The sequence below is a fragment of the Radiobacillus kanasensis genome, assembly GCF_021049245.1.
GTDB lineage: Bacteria > Bacillota > Bacilli > Bacillales > Amphibacillaceae > Radiobacillus > Radiobacillus kanasensis.
The window spans coordinates 3530153-3544965 of the sequence record NZ_CP088020.1 but is presented as its reverse complement, the minus strand read 5'-3'; the positions used below and the strand labels follow the sequence as shown (position 1 = coordinate 3544965).

Genomic DNA, 14813 nt, shown 5'->3' with positions numbered 1-14813 from the left:
AGTAAGTGAAATCTTATTAAGATAGCTTTTCATAGTTATCAGAATTAAAATTTTTAAATAGGGTTTCCAATTATTTAGAGGATTAATTAGCTGTTTTCAGGCTACAAGTTTACCAAATTAGAAAGTAGTAACTTAGCGTAGGCAGAATACGGAGACTCCTACGGGAACAGCACGAGGTGAAAGCCCCGCAGGAAGTGGGTTTCTTCCGAGGAGATTGAGGCCGTGCCCGTGGAAAGCGGAGTATTCTGCCGAAGCGTGGCATCAAGCTTCACTTTTCATTCTTTCAAAAAATTTTTAATTAGAGTTACGTCGCATTTTATATCTATTGTCAAAAACAAAAATTTTTAGATAACAAACTTATTAAAAGAGGTGCAGCATGCAATCATTTATAGAACTAGGTATATCCGAACGAACAACCCAACACTTAAGAGAAAGTGCTATTAGCGAGCCGACTCCTATTCAAGTCCAGGCAATTCCCAAACTTTTAGCAGGTAAAGATGTTATTGGGCAAGCTCAGACAGGTACAGGAAAAACATTAGCCTTTTTGTTGCCCATACTAGAGAAAATCAATCCGGAAAATTCTAATGTCCAAGCATTGGTTTTGTCTCCTACGAGAGAACTGGCCCTTCAGATTTCAACAGAGCTGGAAAAACTGCTCGTTACGAAACCGGGAGTCAACAGTCTCGCTGTATATGGTGGACAAGACATCGAAGCACAATTAAAAAGGTTACGAAAAGCCGTTCACATTATTGTAGCAACACCTGGGAGGCTCCTAGATCATCAACGACGAGGAACGGTGGATTTATCAAATGCATCCATTTTTGTATTAGATGAAGCGGATCAGATGTTGCATATGGGATTTCTTCCAGAGGTGCAAGCGGTCGTCGAGATGCTAAGCGAAACAAGGCAAACAATGCTCTTTTCTGCCACCATGCCAAAAGAGGTGCGAGCGCTAGCCAATCAATATATGCACAAGCCTGAGCACGTAACGGCTAAGGGGAAAAACGTAACATTAGATGAAGTGAAACAAATGGTCATTGAAACAACCGATCGAGAGAAACAACAAAAGCTTACCGAAGTGCTTAATCAGTTCCGCCCCTTTTTGGCTATAATATTCTGTCGGACGAAACGGCGTGCGATGAAATTAAATGCAGCCCTACAAGGGATGGGGTATTTATCAGACGAACTACATGGCGACCTGTCCCAAGCCAAAAGAGAAAAAGCGATGCAACGTTTTAGAGATATGAAAATTCAATATCTCGTTGCTACTGATGTGGCAGCAAGGGGGTTAGACGTGGAAGGAGTCACGCACGTGTTCAATTATGATATTCCCCAGGATCCGGAAACGTATATTCATCGCATTGGTCGAACTGGTCGAGCCGGTGGAACTGGTATTGCTGTTACCTTTGTGGCATCCAAGGACAAGCAGTATTTACGTATCATTGAGAGAGGCATCGGAAAGGCAATACCCAAAAAGGAATGGCCGGCAAATTGATATACGAGGGAACAAATATAAGCATGGAGCCTGGTGATATTGTGTATTCCACAAAAGGATGGTCGACCTTTTTAGTCGGTCATGCCGGGATTGTGGGGCATGATATGCTCATTCACCATTCCCATCCGTTAGGTGCCTTTTCAGAGAGTTTCTCTCGTTATAAAAGCAGACATAAGTATGGCGGATCCATTCTCGTTTTGCGACCAAGGGGTAACTCGGATCTGGTGGCAGCTTGGGCAGAGGAAAACATTGATCATGTTCAACGGTATTTGTTCGACCCTTGGCTTCGTAGACTATCCAATAATTATTGTTCCAAATTCATTTGGCAAGCATTTTGGAATGGAGCTCAGGTTGACCTTACGAATCACAACTTGTCTGCCAATCGCATAAGCTGGGTATATCCATACCAAATTAAACAATCCAGTTATTTGAAGAAGAAGGGAATCATACGATTGCCTTCTATTGCAACTAATAAAAAGAACTCACATAGCTAAATGGGAAAGTATAGTAAGAAGTTTCTGAAAATTAATGGTTGACAAAAGATTGGTCAGCTATTAAGATAATATTCAACAGAAATGAAACGAATAGAAGCGTTGAAGAAGAGTAGTAACTCTTTTCTATCCCTAAAGAGAGCTGATGGTGCTGAGAATCAGTGGGTTTATTAGAGTGAATGGACTTCTGAGCTCCAAACCGAACTTCGAATCGAACAGTAGGCTTTGGCGAAAATCTCATCGATAAAAGAGATACGTATAAGTAATGGCTTATGCGGTTCAAGTGAGTTGCACATGCAACTAATGAAGGTGGTACCACGGGTCTCCTCGTCCTTTACGGATAGGGAGACCCTTTTTGTTTAGAAAAAATATTTTATATAAAGAAACTCAAATCGTAGAGTAAGAAGAGTACACAGAATGACTGTTTTCTAAGAGAGCCGACGTTGGTGGGAGTTGGCAAAACAGTTCTGTCGAATGGGCTTACGAGAGTATTCCTGAATAATAGTAGGGAATAACGGCATCCCCCGTTACTGGGATAGGATATAAGAGGGAAACCTCCGTATCCGAATGAGAGGAAGGGTAATCCCTTCAATAGTGGTGGCACCGCGGCATATAAACCGTCCCCTATATTTGCAGCTAGGACTGTAAATATAGGGGACTTTTTTATTTTAAGGGAGGAAGTAAACATGACGACAACATCAACGATTTCTTATAAAAGCAAACAACTAAATGGCGATGTATTAACCCCTATTTCCGTTTTTAATCGGATTCAAGGAAAGAAGAAGTTTTTGCTAGAGAGTTCCACCATCTCGGGTGAAAAGGGAAGATATTCTTTCATTGGAGTAAATCCCTACAAGGAACTGATAGGACGTGGAAATAACATCACGCTCATCGAAGGAGAAAACACGCAAGAAGAAACAGGGAAACCATTAGAGCTGTTACAGCAGCACATTCCGAATGATTCCTTGGATCTTGATTTTCCGTTTTACGGTGGAGCGATTGGCTTCATGGGCTATGACGTGATAAGAGCCTATGAACACATTGGAGCCATCATGGAGGATGAAATCCAAATGCCTGAGGTCCATCAAATGTTTTACCAGGATGTGATTGTGTTTGATCATCTCAAACAAACGGTTACGATACTAGCTTTAAACTTATCGGGAGAACGAACCGATGAGCAACTAGAACAAAGCTTAACAGCATTCCAAGAAGATATAGCGGCACACCGACTAGAAGAAGAGGTGTTGGTATCCAAAGTAACCTTTACACCATCGATAGAAAAACAAGCGTTCATGGAATTGGTCGAAAAAGCGAAGGAACACATTACAAACGGGGATATTTTTCAGGTCGTATTATCACAACGAATGAAAGCAAGCTTTGATACCGATCCTTTTACGTTTTACCGAAACTTGCGACGAGCAAATCCTTCGCCTTACATGTTTTACATCGATTTTGAGGATTATATCGTACTCGGCGCTTCTCCGGAAAGCTTAATTAAAACAAAAGGCTCACAACTCATTACAAACCCAATCGCGGGAACAAGACCTCGGGGCAAAACGAGGGAAGAGGATGTTCAATTAGCAGATGAGCTGCTAGCTGATGAAAAGGAACTGGCAGAGCACAAGATGCTTGTAGATTTAAGTCGCAACGATTTAGGCCGTGTCTGTGAGATTGGAAGTATAACGATACCGAAATATATGACGATTGAACGATATCAGCATGTGATGCACATCGTATCGGAGGTGCAAGGGACACTTCGTAAGGATTACACCGGGATAGATGCACTTATCTCAACGTTACCAGCTGGAACGGTCTCTGGCGCACCAAAGATAAGAGCGATGCAAATTATTAACGAGCTAGAAAAACAAAAACGCGGCGTGTATGCAGGTGCTGTTGGCTATATCAATATGAACGGAGATCTCGATCTTGCCTTAGCGATCCGCACGCTTGTGATCAAAGATAAAATGGCCTACGTTCAAGCAGGCGCTGGAATTGTTTATGATTCAGATCCAGCTACTGAATATCAAGAAACACTAAATAAAGCGAAATCATTATTGGAGGTTGATACCGATGATTCTACTCATTGATAATTACGATTCGTTTACTTTTAACTTATATCAATATATTTCGGAGTTAGGAGAAGCGGTTCAAGTTATTCGAAACGATCAGATCACAATCGACGAAATAAGAGCATTACATCCGGAAGCCATTGTGTTGTCTCCGGGACCAGGAACTCCGCAAGAAGCCGGGATCTGTATCGATGTTGTCCAGAAGCTTTCCGGAGAGTATCCAATCCTAGGTATTTGTTTGGGGCACCAAGCAATTGGTGCTGCCTTCGGCGGAACGATAACTCATGCGAAGCAAATCAAACATGGAAAAACGTCTATGCTGATCCATAAAAGTGAGAACCTATTTGAGTATTTAAGCCAACCGATTGAAGTGATGCGTTATCACTCGCTCGTTATCGAAAAAAATAGCGTACCAAAAGAGCTAACCGTTATAGCTACGGCAATGGATGATCAAGAAGTGATGGCTGTAAAGCATAATCGACTTCCAGTTTACGGCCTTCAATTTCATCCAGAGTCGATCGGTACAGAAACAGGAAAAACGATTTTAAACAATTTCTTTACAACGGTAAGAAAGGAGTATTCTCGTGAAACAGTATCTTGAAAAGGTAATTAACCACCAAGCGCTTAGTGTAGAAGAGATGGATGGGGCGGCAAGACAAATGTTTGGAGAAGAGGTATCGGATACGGAAATTGGTGCTTTTTTAACCGGTTTAAAAGTAAAGGGAGAGACCCCGGAAGAGATTGCTGGATTAGTGAACGTCATTCGTGAAAAATCTCCGTTAAAGTTTTCTAACCTTACGTCTGTTATGGATAACTGCGGAACAGGAGGAGACGGTTCGCAGAGCTTTAATATTAGTACGACATCAGCTTTCGTTGTAGCGGGTGCAGGTATTACCGTCGCGAAACACGGAAATAGAAGTGTTTCTAGTAAAACAGGAAGTGCCGATGTATTAGAGCACCTACACGTGTCTCTTTCCTTAACAGCAGAACAAATGGAGGAACTACTGAACGAAATAGGAATTGCCTTTCTTTTTGCTCCACATGTTCATCCATCTTTAAAACGAATCATGGGAGTAAGGAAGCAATTACGGATTCCGACGATTTTTAATTTAATAGGTCCTTTAACAAACCCAGTTCAATTAGAAAGTCAGCTGCTTGGTATTTATCGTCGTGACATGCTAGAAAGTATGGCAAGTGCTTTGCATCAATTGGGACGCCGGCGAGCTTTGGTAGTGAATGGAGCTGGTTATATGGATGAAGCATCATTAGCAGGCGAAAATCATCTTGTGCTTCTAGACCGGGGAGAAATCATTCAGTTCACACTAAACCCAGAGGAAGTGAACCTGCCTATCTATGATTTAGATCAAATTAGGGGTGGGGATTCTAGAGAAAATGCGGAAATCCTTCGTCAAGTTTTGAACGGAGAAAAGGGTCCTTACCGGGATACGGTACTGTTAAATGCAGGGCTCGCAATTTTTGCGAATGGAAAAGCAGAAACCGTTCAGCAAGGGGTTGCTTTAGCGAAAAAAAGCATTGATTCTGGTGCTGCATTAGAAAAGTTGAATACGTTAGTGGAATATAGCAAACGGACAATAGGAGTGTAGAGCATGACCATCCTAGATAAAATATTAGCGGAAAAAGAAAAGGAAGTTGAAGAATTAAAGAGATCCTATCATTCGGAAGGGAAGTCGGAAATAAAACAGCCGACATCTCTCTACCAGACGTTTATGCATTCGGAACATATGAACATCATTGCGGAGATCAAGCGCGCTTCCCCGTCGAAAGGCGTTATAAATGATCAAATGGATCCTGTTATCCAAGGGAAAGAGTACGAAAGCTCTGGTGCTGGTGCCATTTCTGTCTTAACGGACACACCGTTCTTCCAAGGAACGATGGGTGATTTACTAGCAGTAAGAAAAGCGGTTCAGCTTCCGCTATTAAACAAAGATTTCATCATTGATGAAATTCAAATCGATCGGGCTCATGATTATGGAGCAAATGTCATTCTGCTTATCGCAGCAGCTTTACCAAAAAAAAGGGTAGAAGAACTTTTTTACTATGCGACAAATAAAGGATTGGAAGTTTTAATGGAGGTTCATGATCTGGAAGAGTTAGAAGTAGCAAACGATTTAGAGGTTCCTATCATCGGGGTGAATAATCGCAATTTGAAAACCTTTGAGGTAGACCTCGGTATTACAGAACGACTAGCACAGCATATTAAACGTTCGGATGCTTTGCTGATTAGTGAAAGTGGCATGAAAACAACGGCGGACGTAGAACGGGTACAAAAAGCAGGGGCACGCGCTATTCTAGTTGGTGAAACGATGATGCGTTCTGGAAATCTAGCACAAACCTTTGAAGAGCTACGAATTCCATTTAATAGGGAGCAAACATCATGAAAGTCAAAATCTGTGGGATTAAAACAGTCGAAGCAGCTAAAGCTGTTGTGGAGTCAGGTGCGGATTTTATTGGGTTTGTATTTGCGGACAGTAAGCGAATGGTAACAAAGGAAGAAGCGAAGGAAATCGCAGATACCCTTCCGAGCTCCATTCAAAAAGTGGGCGTTTTTGTTAATGAGGAACCAGAAGTGGTTCAAGAAATAGCTACCTATGTAGGTTTGGATTACGTTCAATTACACGGGGATGAAACACCTGCTTACTGTGAGCAAATAAAGGTTCCAATGATTAAAGCATTTCAAGTCCGTTCGAAAGAGGATTTACAAACGCTCGAGCGTTATAACTGTGACTATTATTTATTAGATAGCCCAGCCGGGAAATACCGTGGGGGGAATGGAGAAACCTTTGACTGGTCATTAGCCAAGGGATTAGCGAACCTGGAAGGGAAAATAATGCTGGCGGGTGGTCTTCATGCGGAGAACGTAGCGGAAGCCATTCGAGAGGTGTATCCAGTAGGTGTCGATATTTCTAGTGGGGTTGAAACAGATGGAAGCAAAGACCCGGATAAAATATATGCATTCGTTAAAGCAGCAAAAAATTCAGGAAGGTGATGTAGTGATGGGAACCTATCAACAACCAGACATAAATGGACATTTCGGTTCTTTTGGGGGAAGATTCGTACCAGAAACTTTAATGCCCGCCGTATTGGAGCTTGAAGCAGAATACAAAAAGGCAATGAAGGACCAGGAATTTTTGGGTCAAATAGATTATTATTTTAAGCAATATATCGGTCGGGAAACGCCCCTTTATTATGCGGAGCAGTTATCGAACCATTTAGGTGGACCTAAAATTTACTTGAAGCGTGAGGATTTGAATCATACAGGAGCGCACAAGATCAATAATGCTATTGGTCAAGCACTTTTAACCCAACGCATGGGCAAGAAAAAAGTAGTGGCAGAAACCGGTGCGGGTCAGCACGGCGTAGCAACAGCTACTGTTTGTGCATTACTTGGCTTAGAATGCATCATTTTTATGGGGAAAGAGGATATCCGCAGACAGAAGCTTAATGTTTTCCGAATGGAACTACTAGGTGCCAAGGTAGAAAGTGTCGATCAAGGTAGTGGGACGTTAAAGGATGCGGTAAACGAAGCATTAAGATACTGGGTTAGCAATGTCGAAGATACACACTATATTATCGGTTCGGTTGTGGGACCACATCCGTTTCCACAAATTGTTCGAGACTTCCAAAGTGTAATTGGAGAAGAAACGAAAAAACAAATTATCGAGCAAGAAGGAAGACTTCCAGAAGCAGTTGTCGCTTGTATCGGTGGTGGAAGTAACTCAATGGGAATGTTTTATCCATTTGTAGAAGACAAAGAAGTCAAGCTGTACGGCGTGGAAGCAGGTGGATCTGGGGTTGAAACTGGGAAGCATGCAGCGACCTTGACTGATGGAAAAGCGGGGATTTTACACGGAACGATGACCTATCTCTTACAAGATGAGGATGGTCAAGTACAAGAAGCCCATTCCATTTCCGCGGGGCTAGATTATCCAGGTGTTGGACCGGAGCATAGTCATTTGAAAGAAATCGATCGTGTCATCTATGATTCTATTACAGACGAGGAAGCGATGGAAGCTTTACAGCTTTTATGTAAAACAGAAGGAATCTTACCAGCATTGGAAAGTGCTCATGCGATTGCTTATAGTATGAAGCTGGCCAAACAAATGAAAAAAGAAGAACTTTTAGTCGTTTGTCTATCCGGACGTGGAGATAAAGACGTTGAAACCGTTCGTGCAGCTCTTGGAGGTGAAATAAATGGGTAAACAAAAACTAGATCAAGCCTTTCAAGTCACGATAGAAAAAGGAGATAAAGCATTTGTTCCGTATATCATGGCAGGCGATGGCGGACTAGATCAATTAGAAGAACAGCTTACTTTTTTACAAGAAAGCGGTGCGACCGTTGTCGAGTTAGGTATCCCATTTTCTGATCCCGTAGCGGACGGGCCGACGATTCAAGCAGCTGGCTTAAGAGCTCTTGAGAACGGAGTAAGTTTACGTAAAGTACTTGCCGAATTAGAACGCTTTAAGTCTTCGAGGGAAATTCCAGTTGTATTGATGACTTATATTAATCCAATCTACACATTTGGAATAGAAGCGTTTGCGATGGCCTGTGATAAAGCTGGAGTAGATGGGCTCATTATTCCTGATTTGCCGCTTGAAGAGGAAGGGCTTATCGTTCAAAGCTTGAAGGAAGCGGGTATTGCTTTGATCCGTCTGGCAGCTTTAACGAGCACACAGGAACGAATTGAAGAAATTGCGAAGCGTACGGAAGGATTCCTATATGCCGTTACTGTAACTGGTACGACAGGGGCTAGAAGTGATTTTAAAGAAAATTTAGCGGAGTATTTAGCATCCTTGACAGAGAAATGTTCAGCGCCAGTGTTAGCTGGATTTGGTGTTTCTACACCAGAGCATGTGAAGGAGCTTAGCTCGCACTGTAATGGTGTAGTAGTGGGGAGTAAAATCGTCGATGCGCTTCATAATGGGGATCGCGAGGCGATTGTGGAGTTGATACAAGCATCGAAAGCGTGATTTGAAAGTATTAATCCTTATTTTAAAAGTAATTCGGAAGTACTTGAAAGTATTCTGAGTCGAATTAAAAGTATTTGAAAAAAGAATGAAAGTAATCGACTATAAATTAAAAGTAAAAGGCTGTTCACCTGCAAGGGGAACAGCCTTTTACTTATTTTAGGAGCAATAAATCAGATTTACGTTCTGCTTCCTCCCCCATCGCTTGCAATGCTACTTGGTTTAAGAAATTCCAAGGCTTATTGTAGTGCGGTTGGAAGAAGAAATCGGTTAACGCTAATTGTTCAATCGTCATATTGTTTTGAATCGCAACACTCACCGTATTCATTGCTTGGGTGAAGTCCGCATCAGATAAAACCTGTGCACCAACAATTCGATGTGTATCCACTTCATACACAAGCTTAATCTTCAGTACCGTGTTTTCTGGCATAAAATCTGGACGATACGTATCCACTAACAAAGCGCTGCGAACCTGTAAGCCACTCGCTTCCGCTGCCATTTCTGTAAGACCAGTAGATGCTAGGTTATGCTGATAGATTTTTAATCCAGATGTTCCTTGAGTACCTTGATGAGCAAGCACTGGGTGAAGTAGATTATGAGCGACTAAGGTACCCATTCTTACGGCATTTGTTGCTAAAGGGATGTAAGCTGCTTGTTTCGTCGGATTGTAGGCAACCGCACAACAGTCTCCTGCGGCAAATACATCCTCACGACTCGTTCTCATAAATTCATCTACTATAATCGCTCCATTTGGCAATGTTTTCAGTTGGTTTTGGAAAAGTGCTGTGTTTGGTCGGAAGCCGACACACATGATTACTAAATCTGCATCATAAGATCCCTTGTTTGTCACAACAGTTTCTACTTTATTCGTTCCTTCAAACTTCGTTACCGTTTGCTCTAATGCAAGATTCACACCAAGCTCTCTAAAAGTATCTTCTAGTGGATCTGTGAAATCTTGATCAAAGTAGCGATTAAGAATACGAGTTTCACTATCTATTAATGTTACATTCTTAGTTGCTTGCTCGAATGCCTCCACCAATTCAATACCGATATAACCTGCACCAATTACAGCAATGTTTTTCGCATCTTTCGCTTTTTGAATAATCTCTTGAGCATGAGTAAAGTTTTTACATAGCTGAACATTTTCTAAATTAAATCCAGGAATGGCTGGTGTCACAGGCCATGAACCTGTTGTGATAATCAACTTATCGTAAAAATAGTCTGTTACTTCTCCCGTTTCTAGATTTTTCGCCTCTAAGACTTTCGCATTCATATCACACACTGTTACTTCATGACGCATATGCATGCGCACACCTTGTTGCTCGAATCCTTCCACAGATGCATAGAAGAGACCATTTGGATCTTCTACAACACCACCAACATAAAGGGCAATTCCGCAAGATAAGAAAGATACATTGTCATTTTTTTCGAAAACATCTATTTCTGCCTGTGGGTATAGTTTTAAGATATTAGAAATTGCTGCTGTCCCTGCGTGTGTACATCCGATCACTGCTACTTTCATTTATAAACGCCTCCTGATATGTGAAACAATTCACTTATATTGTGATAATTATCACAAACTTTATATTGAGTATAGCTCATGCTAAAATAAAGCGCAATAACTTTGTGATTAATTTCACAAAAGAGACAAAAAGGAAGGCACTTCTTCTAACATTCACTTTTCAACAAGTGGGATTCTGATTCAAGCAGGAGTGACTTCCTCCTTGTAGAATTTGTTTAACTAGCAGTATGAGAATAGTTTTTTATCTCGATAAATTATCTCTTGAATCTCCCGTTACGTGAGGTTTTATAATGAAGCATATATCTTTATGGGAGGAATGGGATTGAAAGAAAATAACAAGTATTCCATTGGAGAATTTTCAGAAAAAACTGGTATATCTATTCGTACATTACATTACTATGATGAAATCGGCCTATTACAGCCAGAAAAGCATCCGACATCGGGCCACCGCATTTACAATCATCCAGATCTACTAACCATTCAGAAAATCGTAAGTCTAAAGTTTCTAGGGTACACGCTTGATAACATTTCAAAAATGTTAGACGAATCGAGTTTTACTGTCGACTTGGTGGACACCTTGTCCCTCCACCTACAAGCGTTGGAAGAAGAAAAAGAACGGATCAACCAATCCATAACGACTGTTAGGAGAGTAGCTAAGCTATTGAAAGAAGAAGGAGAGGTAGATAGCAATATACTATTCACTCTTATTCATGGGATGCAAACAGAACATCTCCAAAATGAATGGTTAGATAGGCATAGGTTGACGGACGTTGCGGAAGATTTATCAAAGAAATCCGAAGAAGAAATAATTGCATTGGATCAAACCTTCATCCAATTAGCTAAGGAAGTAAAGCAATTATTTGGTAAACCTGTAGAGGATCCAAAAGTACAAGAAATGATTCAAACATATCTGGATGCATCCTTTGCATTTCTTGGAGAGGATTTGATGCAAAAGCTAGCTGATACGGACATGGAGGAAATAGATATTCAACAACTTGAAAAGATGACACCTTCTCCGTTTACAGAAAAGGAAGAGGAGTGGCTCAATCAAGCGATTCAATATTGTATGGAGCAAACAGAAATGGAAAGTAATTAGATTTTGTAAAACCACAAGCACAGAAGCTTTTTAACTGTGCTTGTGGTTCATTTTCTATTGGTACATTTGATCACTTTCACCAGCTATAGGATTCTGGTTATTATATTTATTTAATGCTTGCTGAATGATTTCCTGATTTTCTGGTACAACTTGATACGTAGCACCGATCTTACTTATCATAGTCTGATCAGCTGGTTCTAAAGGATAATAGCCTTTTTGAACCATGTATTGCCACATGTCGTACGCATGGGAACAACTCATCATGAAAGCGGTTTGTAAAAAGGAACGAAGCTCAGGGTTTGCAGCTTCCATTGCGGAGTTCGCATATTCGCGTCCTGAACGCTTTAATGTTAACAAGTAATTGGTGGCCATTTCGCGGTCATTCATATCTTGTACCATTGTTCTTGGTTGGACAGGAGGATATTGGTTCATTGGTGATTGAGTATAATCAGCTAAGTTTCCTTGTTCTTTGAAAAGGGGAAGCTCCAACTTAGCCCCTTCCTGTTGACTTAAAAATTCCACTTTCATATTATAATCTCTAATATGGAAAGGATAGTGACGTTCTACAATGCTTTTGAGTTCCGGGTCTTGAATATGTTGAAGCATATACGACATATTCGTAATAGAGTTGACGCAACTCATCGTTAATTCGTGTAAGTCATGTAATTCATGGGCAGCTAACTTCATCTAACTTCGCCTCCTAGTTGATTTTTTCACTATTATCTTCCTCCAAAAAATTGAAAAAATACGTTCTAATCAGGCAAAGTTAGTAGATTGTAGAGTATAGATGTTCCTATCTACTGTATCTGCAAATGAAACACAAACTGCTCTCCTAATTTTCCATACACTCGCTTCCCTCTATCGACAAAGCCTGCCTTCAAATAAACTTGCTGTGCAGGGATATTCTTGTGGTTCACACCTAAAACAATTTCATTTCGCTCTGGAAAATGCGCTTTGATAAACGTCGGTAAAAGTTCTAAGGACTTTTTGGCAATCCCTTTTCCTTGATATGTGGGATTGATCGAATAGGCACGAATCAACAATGCCTCCCGGTTATCGCTGTATGTTTGCACCCCGTCCCAACCTTGAAGAACAAAAAAACCCGCAGGCACATCGTTGTATAAAATTACGATGGAATAATACTCGTTCTCTGTTTCAGCTTTAGCTACACAATCTAATGGTAGACCCGTAAATTGAAGCTGCTGGGGTGGAAGTGGATAATGCTCTAACGCTTTTCGATACATATCATGATAGAAATCTAATCGGACATCTGTATTCATTCTAATCTCCCTTATGTATAAAAAAGTGGACCATCACAGGTCCACTTTTCTTAAGATGCGTACATCGTTTCAATTTGCTTTTGTAGCTTTTTATCCGCTACGTACTCATCATAGCTCATTTCTTTATCAATGATGCCAGTCGGTGTAATTTCAATTAAACGGTTCGCAATACTGTTTACGAACTGATGGTCATGAGATGTGAACAGAATCGAGCCTTTGAACTTAATAAGTCCATTGTTCAAAGCTGTAATCGACTCAAGATCCAAGTGGTTCGTAGGCTCATCAAGTAGCAATACGTTGGAATTGCTTAGCATCATTTTCGATAGCATACAACGAACCTTTTCTCCTCCAGATAGGACATTCGCTTTTTTCAAAGCTTGCTCTCCAGAGAACAACATTCTTCCTAGAAATCCACGTAGGAATGTTTCGGTTTGGTCATCTGGTGAAAATTGACGTAACCAATCAACTAAAGTAAGGTTGCCGTTTTCAAAGAACTTGGCATTATCCTTAGGGAAATAGGACTGAGATGTCGTTACGCCCCATTTGAAGCTACCCTCATCTGGTTCGATTTCTCCCATTAAAATACGAAGTAATGTCGTTTTCGCTATTTCATCTCTACCTACTAAAGCAATCTTGTCATCTTTATTCATGGTGAAGCTTACATTGTTGAGTACTTTTACACCATCAATCGTCTTGGAAAGGTTCTCTACCATAAGCAGGTCGTTTCCAACCTCACGGTCAGGCGTGAAAGCGATGTATGGATACTTTCTGGATGATGGCTTAATGTCATCGAGAGTGATGTTGTCGAGCATCTTCTTACGAGAAGTTGCTTGCTTTGATTTCGATGCATTTGCACTAAATCGAGCAATAAAGCTTTGCAGCTCTTTCATCTTCTCTTCTTTTTTCTTATTGGCTTCCTGAGCTAGGCGAAGTGCTAGTTGGCTAGACTCATACCAGAAATCATAGTTCCCAACGAAAATTTCAATTTTACCGAAATCAACGTCCGCAATGTGTGTACATACTTTGTTTAAGAAATGCCGGTCGTGGGAAACAACGATAACAGTATTTTCAAAATTAATTAGGAATTCTTCCAGCCATTGAATTGCTTGAATATCTAAGTGGTTTGTTGGCTCATCCAGTAATAAGATATCTGGGTTACCAAACAAGGCTTGGGCTAAAAGAACTTTCACTTTATCGGAACCAGGTAAATCGGCCATCTTTTTCGTGTGCAGTTCTTCCGTAATACCTAGTCCTTTTAACAACACAGCTGCATCAGATTCTGCTTCCCAACCGTTCAGTTCAGCAAATTCTCCTTCAAGCTCGGCCGCTTTCATTCCATCTTCTTCAGAAAAATCTGCTTTCATATAGATAGCATCTTTTTCTTCCATGATTTGATACAGTCTTTCATGTCCCATAACAACGGTTTTCAAGACTTCATATTCTTCATATTCAAAGTGGTCCTGTTTCAATACAGCCAAACGTTCATCTGGCCCCATGGAAACATTACCAGTTTGTGGCTCAATTTCTCCAGAAAGAATTTTTAAGAAGGTTGACTTACCTGCGCCATTTGCACCAATAACCCCATAACAGTTGCCTGGGGTGAATTTTAAATTAACATCTTCAAACAGTTTTTTATCTCCATATCGTAAACTTACATTATGAACAGTAATCATGTACCACATTCCTCCAATCAAAGCCTAGCTTAAGCGATTTAGAGCTTGAAGTCAACAAAACCAAGTGGATAATGTGAGTGGGGAAAGTTTATTTGAATAATTAATGTTATATTTTTACGATTTAAGAAAATGATACTATAGGAAATAAGAAGGAAACATAGTATAATTCAACCGTGTAAGATGTCCTCATAACTATTTGCA

General features: G+C 40.7%; 14 protein-coding genes and 2 other annotated features. Of the genes, 10 read left to right on the top strand and 4 right to left on the bottom strand.

The features are described 5' to 3' along the window. The first annotated feature begins 376 nt into the window (after window positions 1–376). From KO561_RS18090 to trpA, 9 genes are all read left to right on the top strand, one after another. On the top strand, window positions 377–1495 hold the full coding sequence (locus KO561_RS18090; protein WP_331000809.1) for a DEAD/DEAH box helicase: 1119 nt from the start codon (window positions 377–379) through the stop codon (window positions 1493–1495). A 23-nt stretch (window positions 1496–1518) separates the two neighbouring features. Beyond that, window positions 1519–1989: a hypothetical protein gene (locus tag KO561_RS18085; protein WP_231094715.1), complete on the top strand. Its 471-nt coding sequence runs from the start codon at window positions 1519–1521 to the stop codon at window positions 1987–1989. Window positions 1990–2079: 90 nt separating this feature from the next. Continuing rightward, window positions 2080–2324 (top strand) — a binding site (T-box leader). Window positions 2325–2372: 48 nt separating this feature from the next. Beyond that, window positions 2373–2614: a binding site (T-box leader), on the top strand. Between the two features lie 58 nt (window positions 2615–2672). Continuing rightward, complete coding sequence (gene trpE, locus KO561_RS18080; RefSeq protein ID WP_231094714.1) at window positions 2673–4073, top strand: anthranilate synthase component I; 1401 nt, start codon at window positions 2673–2675, stop codon at window positions 4071–4073. Then, window positions 4057–4656 carry an anthranilate synthase component II gene (locus KO561_RS18075; RefSeq protein WP_231094713.1) on the top strand — a complete coding sequence of 200 codons (600 nt, stop codon included), beginning with the start codon at window positions 4057–4059 and terminating at the stop codon, window positions 4654–4656. The genes trpE and KO561_RS18075 overlap by 17 nt, the downstream gene beginning before the upstream one ends. Then, complete coding sequence (gene trpD / locus KO561_RS18070) at window positions 4640–5659, top strand: anthranilate phosphoribosyltransferase (RefSeq protein WP_231094712.1); 1020 nt, start codon at window positions 4640–4642, stop codon at window positions 5657–5659. Before KO561_RS18075 ends, trpD begins: the two co-directional genes overlap by 17 nt. Before the next feature lie 3 nt (window positions 5660–5662). Beyond that, on the top strand, window positions 5663–6454 hold the full coding sequence (gene trpC / locus KO561_RS18065; protein ID WP_231094711.1) for an indole-3-glycerol phosphate synthase TrpC: 792 nt from the start codon (window positions 5663–5665) through the stop codon (window positions 6452–6454). After that, window positions 6451–7062 (top strand): phosphoribosylanthranilate isomerase, encoded by a 612-nt coding sequence (locus KO561_RS18060; protein ID WP_231094710.1) that lies wholly within the window; start codon window positions 6451–6453, stop codon window positions 7060–7062. Before trpC ends, KO561_RS18060 begins: the two co-directional genes overlap by 4 nt. A 7-nt stretch (window positions 7063–7069) precedes the next feature. Further along, entirely contained in the window at window positions 7070–8275 is a 1206-nt protein-coding gene (gene trpB, locus KO561_RS18055) for a tryptophan synthase subunit beta (protein ID WP_231094709.1), read from the top strand. Continuing rightward, window positions 8268–9044, top strand: a complete 777-nt coding sequence (gene trpA, locus KO561_RS18050; protein WP_231094708.1) for a tryptophan synthase subunit alpha — start codon at window positions 8268–8270, stop codon at window positions 9042–9044. The genes trpB and trpA overlap by 8 nt, the downstream gene beginning before the upstream one ends. A 151-nt stretch (window positions 9045–9195) precedes the next feature. Here the strand turns inward: trpA and KO561_RS18045 are convergent, their stop codons facing one another. Continuing rightward, window positions 9196–10563, bottom strand: coding sequence for an FAD-dependent oxidoreductase (locus KO561_RS18045; protein ID WP_231094707.1), 1368 nt, complete (start codon window positions 10561–10563; stop codon window positions 9196–9198). A gap of 322 nt (window positions 10564–10885) precedes the next feature. Here KO561_RS18045 and KO561_RS18040 point away from each other — a divergent pair, with 322 nt between their 5' ends. After that, on the top strand, window positions 10886–11659 hold the full coding sequence (locus tag KO561_RS18040; RefSeq protein WP_231094706.1) for a MerR family transcriptional regulator: 774 nt from the start codon (window positions 10886–10888) through the stop codon (window positions 11657–11659). A 54-nt stretch (window positions 11660–11713) separates the two neighbouring features. Here KO561_RS18040 and KO561_RS18035 read toward each other — a convergent pair whose 3' ends face one another. The 3 genes from KO561_RS18035 to KO561_RS18025 form a co-directional block, all read right to left on the bottom strand. Beyond that, complete coding sequence (locus tag KO561_RS18035; protein WP_231094705.1) at window positions 11714–12346, bottom strand: spore coat protein; 633 nt, start codon at window positions 12344–12346, stop codon at window positions 11714–11716. 110 nt (window positions 12347–12456) lie between these two features. Next, window positions 12457–12939: a GNAT family N-acetyltransferase gene (locus KO561_RS18030; protein ID WP_231094704.1), complete on the bottom strand. Its 483-nt coding sequence runs from the start codon at window positions 12937–12939 to the stop codon at window positions 12457–12459. Between the two features lie 50 nt (window positions 12940–12989). Beyond that, a complete protein-coding gene (locus KO561_RS18025; RefSeq protein WP_231094703.1) occupies window positions 12990–14612 on the bottom strand; it encodes an ABC-F family ATP-binding cassette domain-containing protein in 1623 nt (540 codons plus the stop codon). Window positions 14613–14813: the final 201 nt, after the last annotated feature.

What these genes read in the sequence shown, in the direction of transcription:
- KO561_RS18090 (WP_331000809.1), top strand. Translation starts at nt 377, where the DNA reads ATGCAATCATTTATAGAACTAGGTATATCCGAACGAACAACCCAACAC.
- KO561_RS18085 (WP_231094715.1), top strand. Translation starts at nt 1,519, where the DNA reads ATGGAGCCTGGTGATATTGTGTATTCCACAAAAGGATGGTCGACCTTT.
- trpE (WP_231094714.1), top strand. Translation starts at nt 2,673, where the DNA reads ATGACGACAACATCAACGATTTCTTATAAAAGCAAACAACTAAATGGC.
- KO561_RS18075 (WP_231094713.1), top strand. Translation starts at nt 4,057, where the DNA reads ATGATTCTACTCATTGATAATTACGATTCGTTTACTTTTAACTTATAT.
- trpC (WP_231094711.1), top strand. Translation starts at nt 5,663, where the DNA reads ATGACCATCCTAGATAAAATATTAGCGGAAAAAGAAAAGGAAGTTGAA.
- KO561_RS18060 (WP_231094710.1), top strand. Translation starts at nt 6,451, where the DNA reads ATGAAAGTCAAAATCTGTGGGATTAAAACAGTCGAAGCAGCTAAAGCT.
- trpB (WP_231094709.1), top strand. Translation starts at nt 7,070, where the DNA reads ATGGGAACCTATCAACAACCAGACATAAATGGACATTTCGGTTCTTTT.
- trpA (WP_231094708.1), top strand. Translation starts at nt 8,268, where the DNA reads ATGGGTAAACAAAAACTAGATCAAGCCTTTCAAGTCACGATAGAAAAA.
- KO561_RS18045 (WP_231094707.1), bottom strand. Translation starts at nt 10,563, where the DNA reads ATGAAAGTAGCAGTGATCGGATGTACACACGCAGGGACAGCAGCAATT.
- KO561_RS18035 (WP_231094705.1), bottom strand. Translation starts at nt 12,346, where the DNA reads ATGAAGTTAGCTGCCCATGAATTACATGACTTACACGAATTAACGATG.
- KO561_RS18030 (WP_231094704.1), bottom strand. Translation starts at nt 12,939, where the DNA reads ATGAATACAGATGTCCGATTAGATTTCTATCATGATATGTATCGAAAA.
- KO561_RS18025 (WP_231094703.1), bottom strand. Translation starts at nt 14,612, where the DNA reads ATGATTACTGTTCATAATGTAAGTTTACGATATGGAGATAAAAAACTG.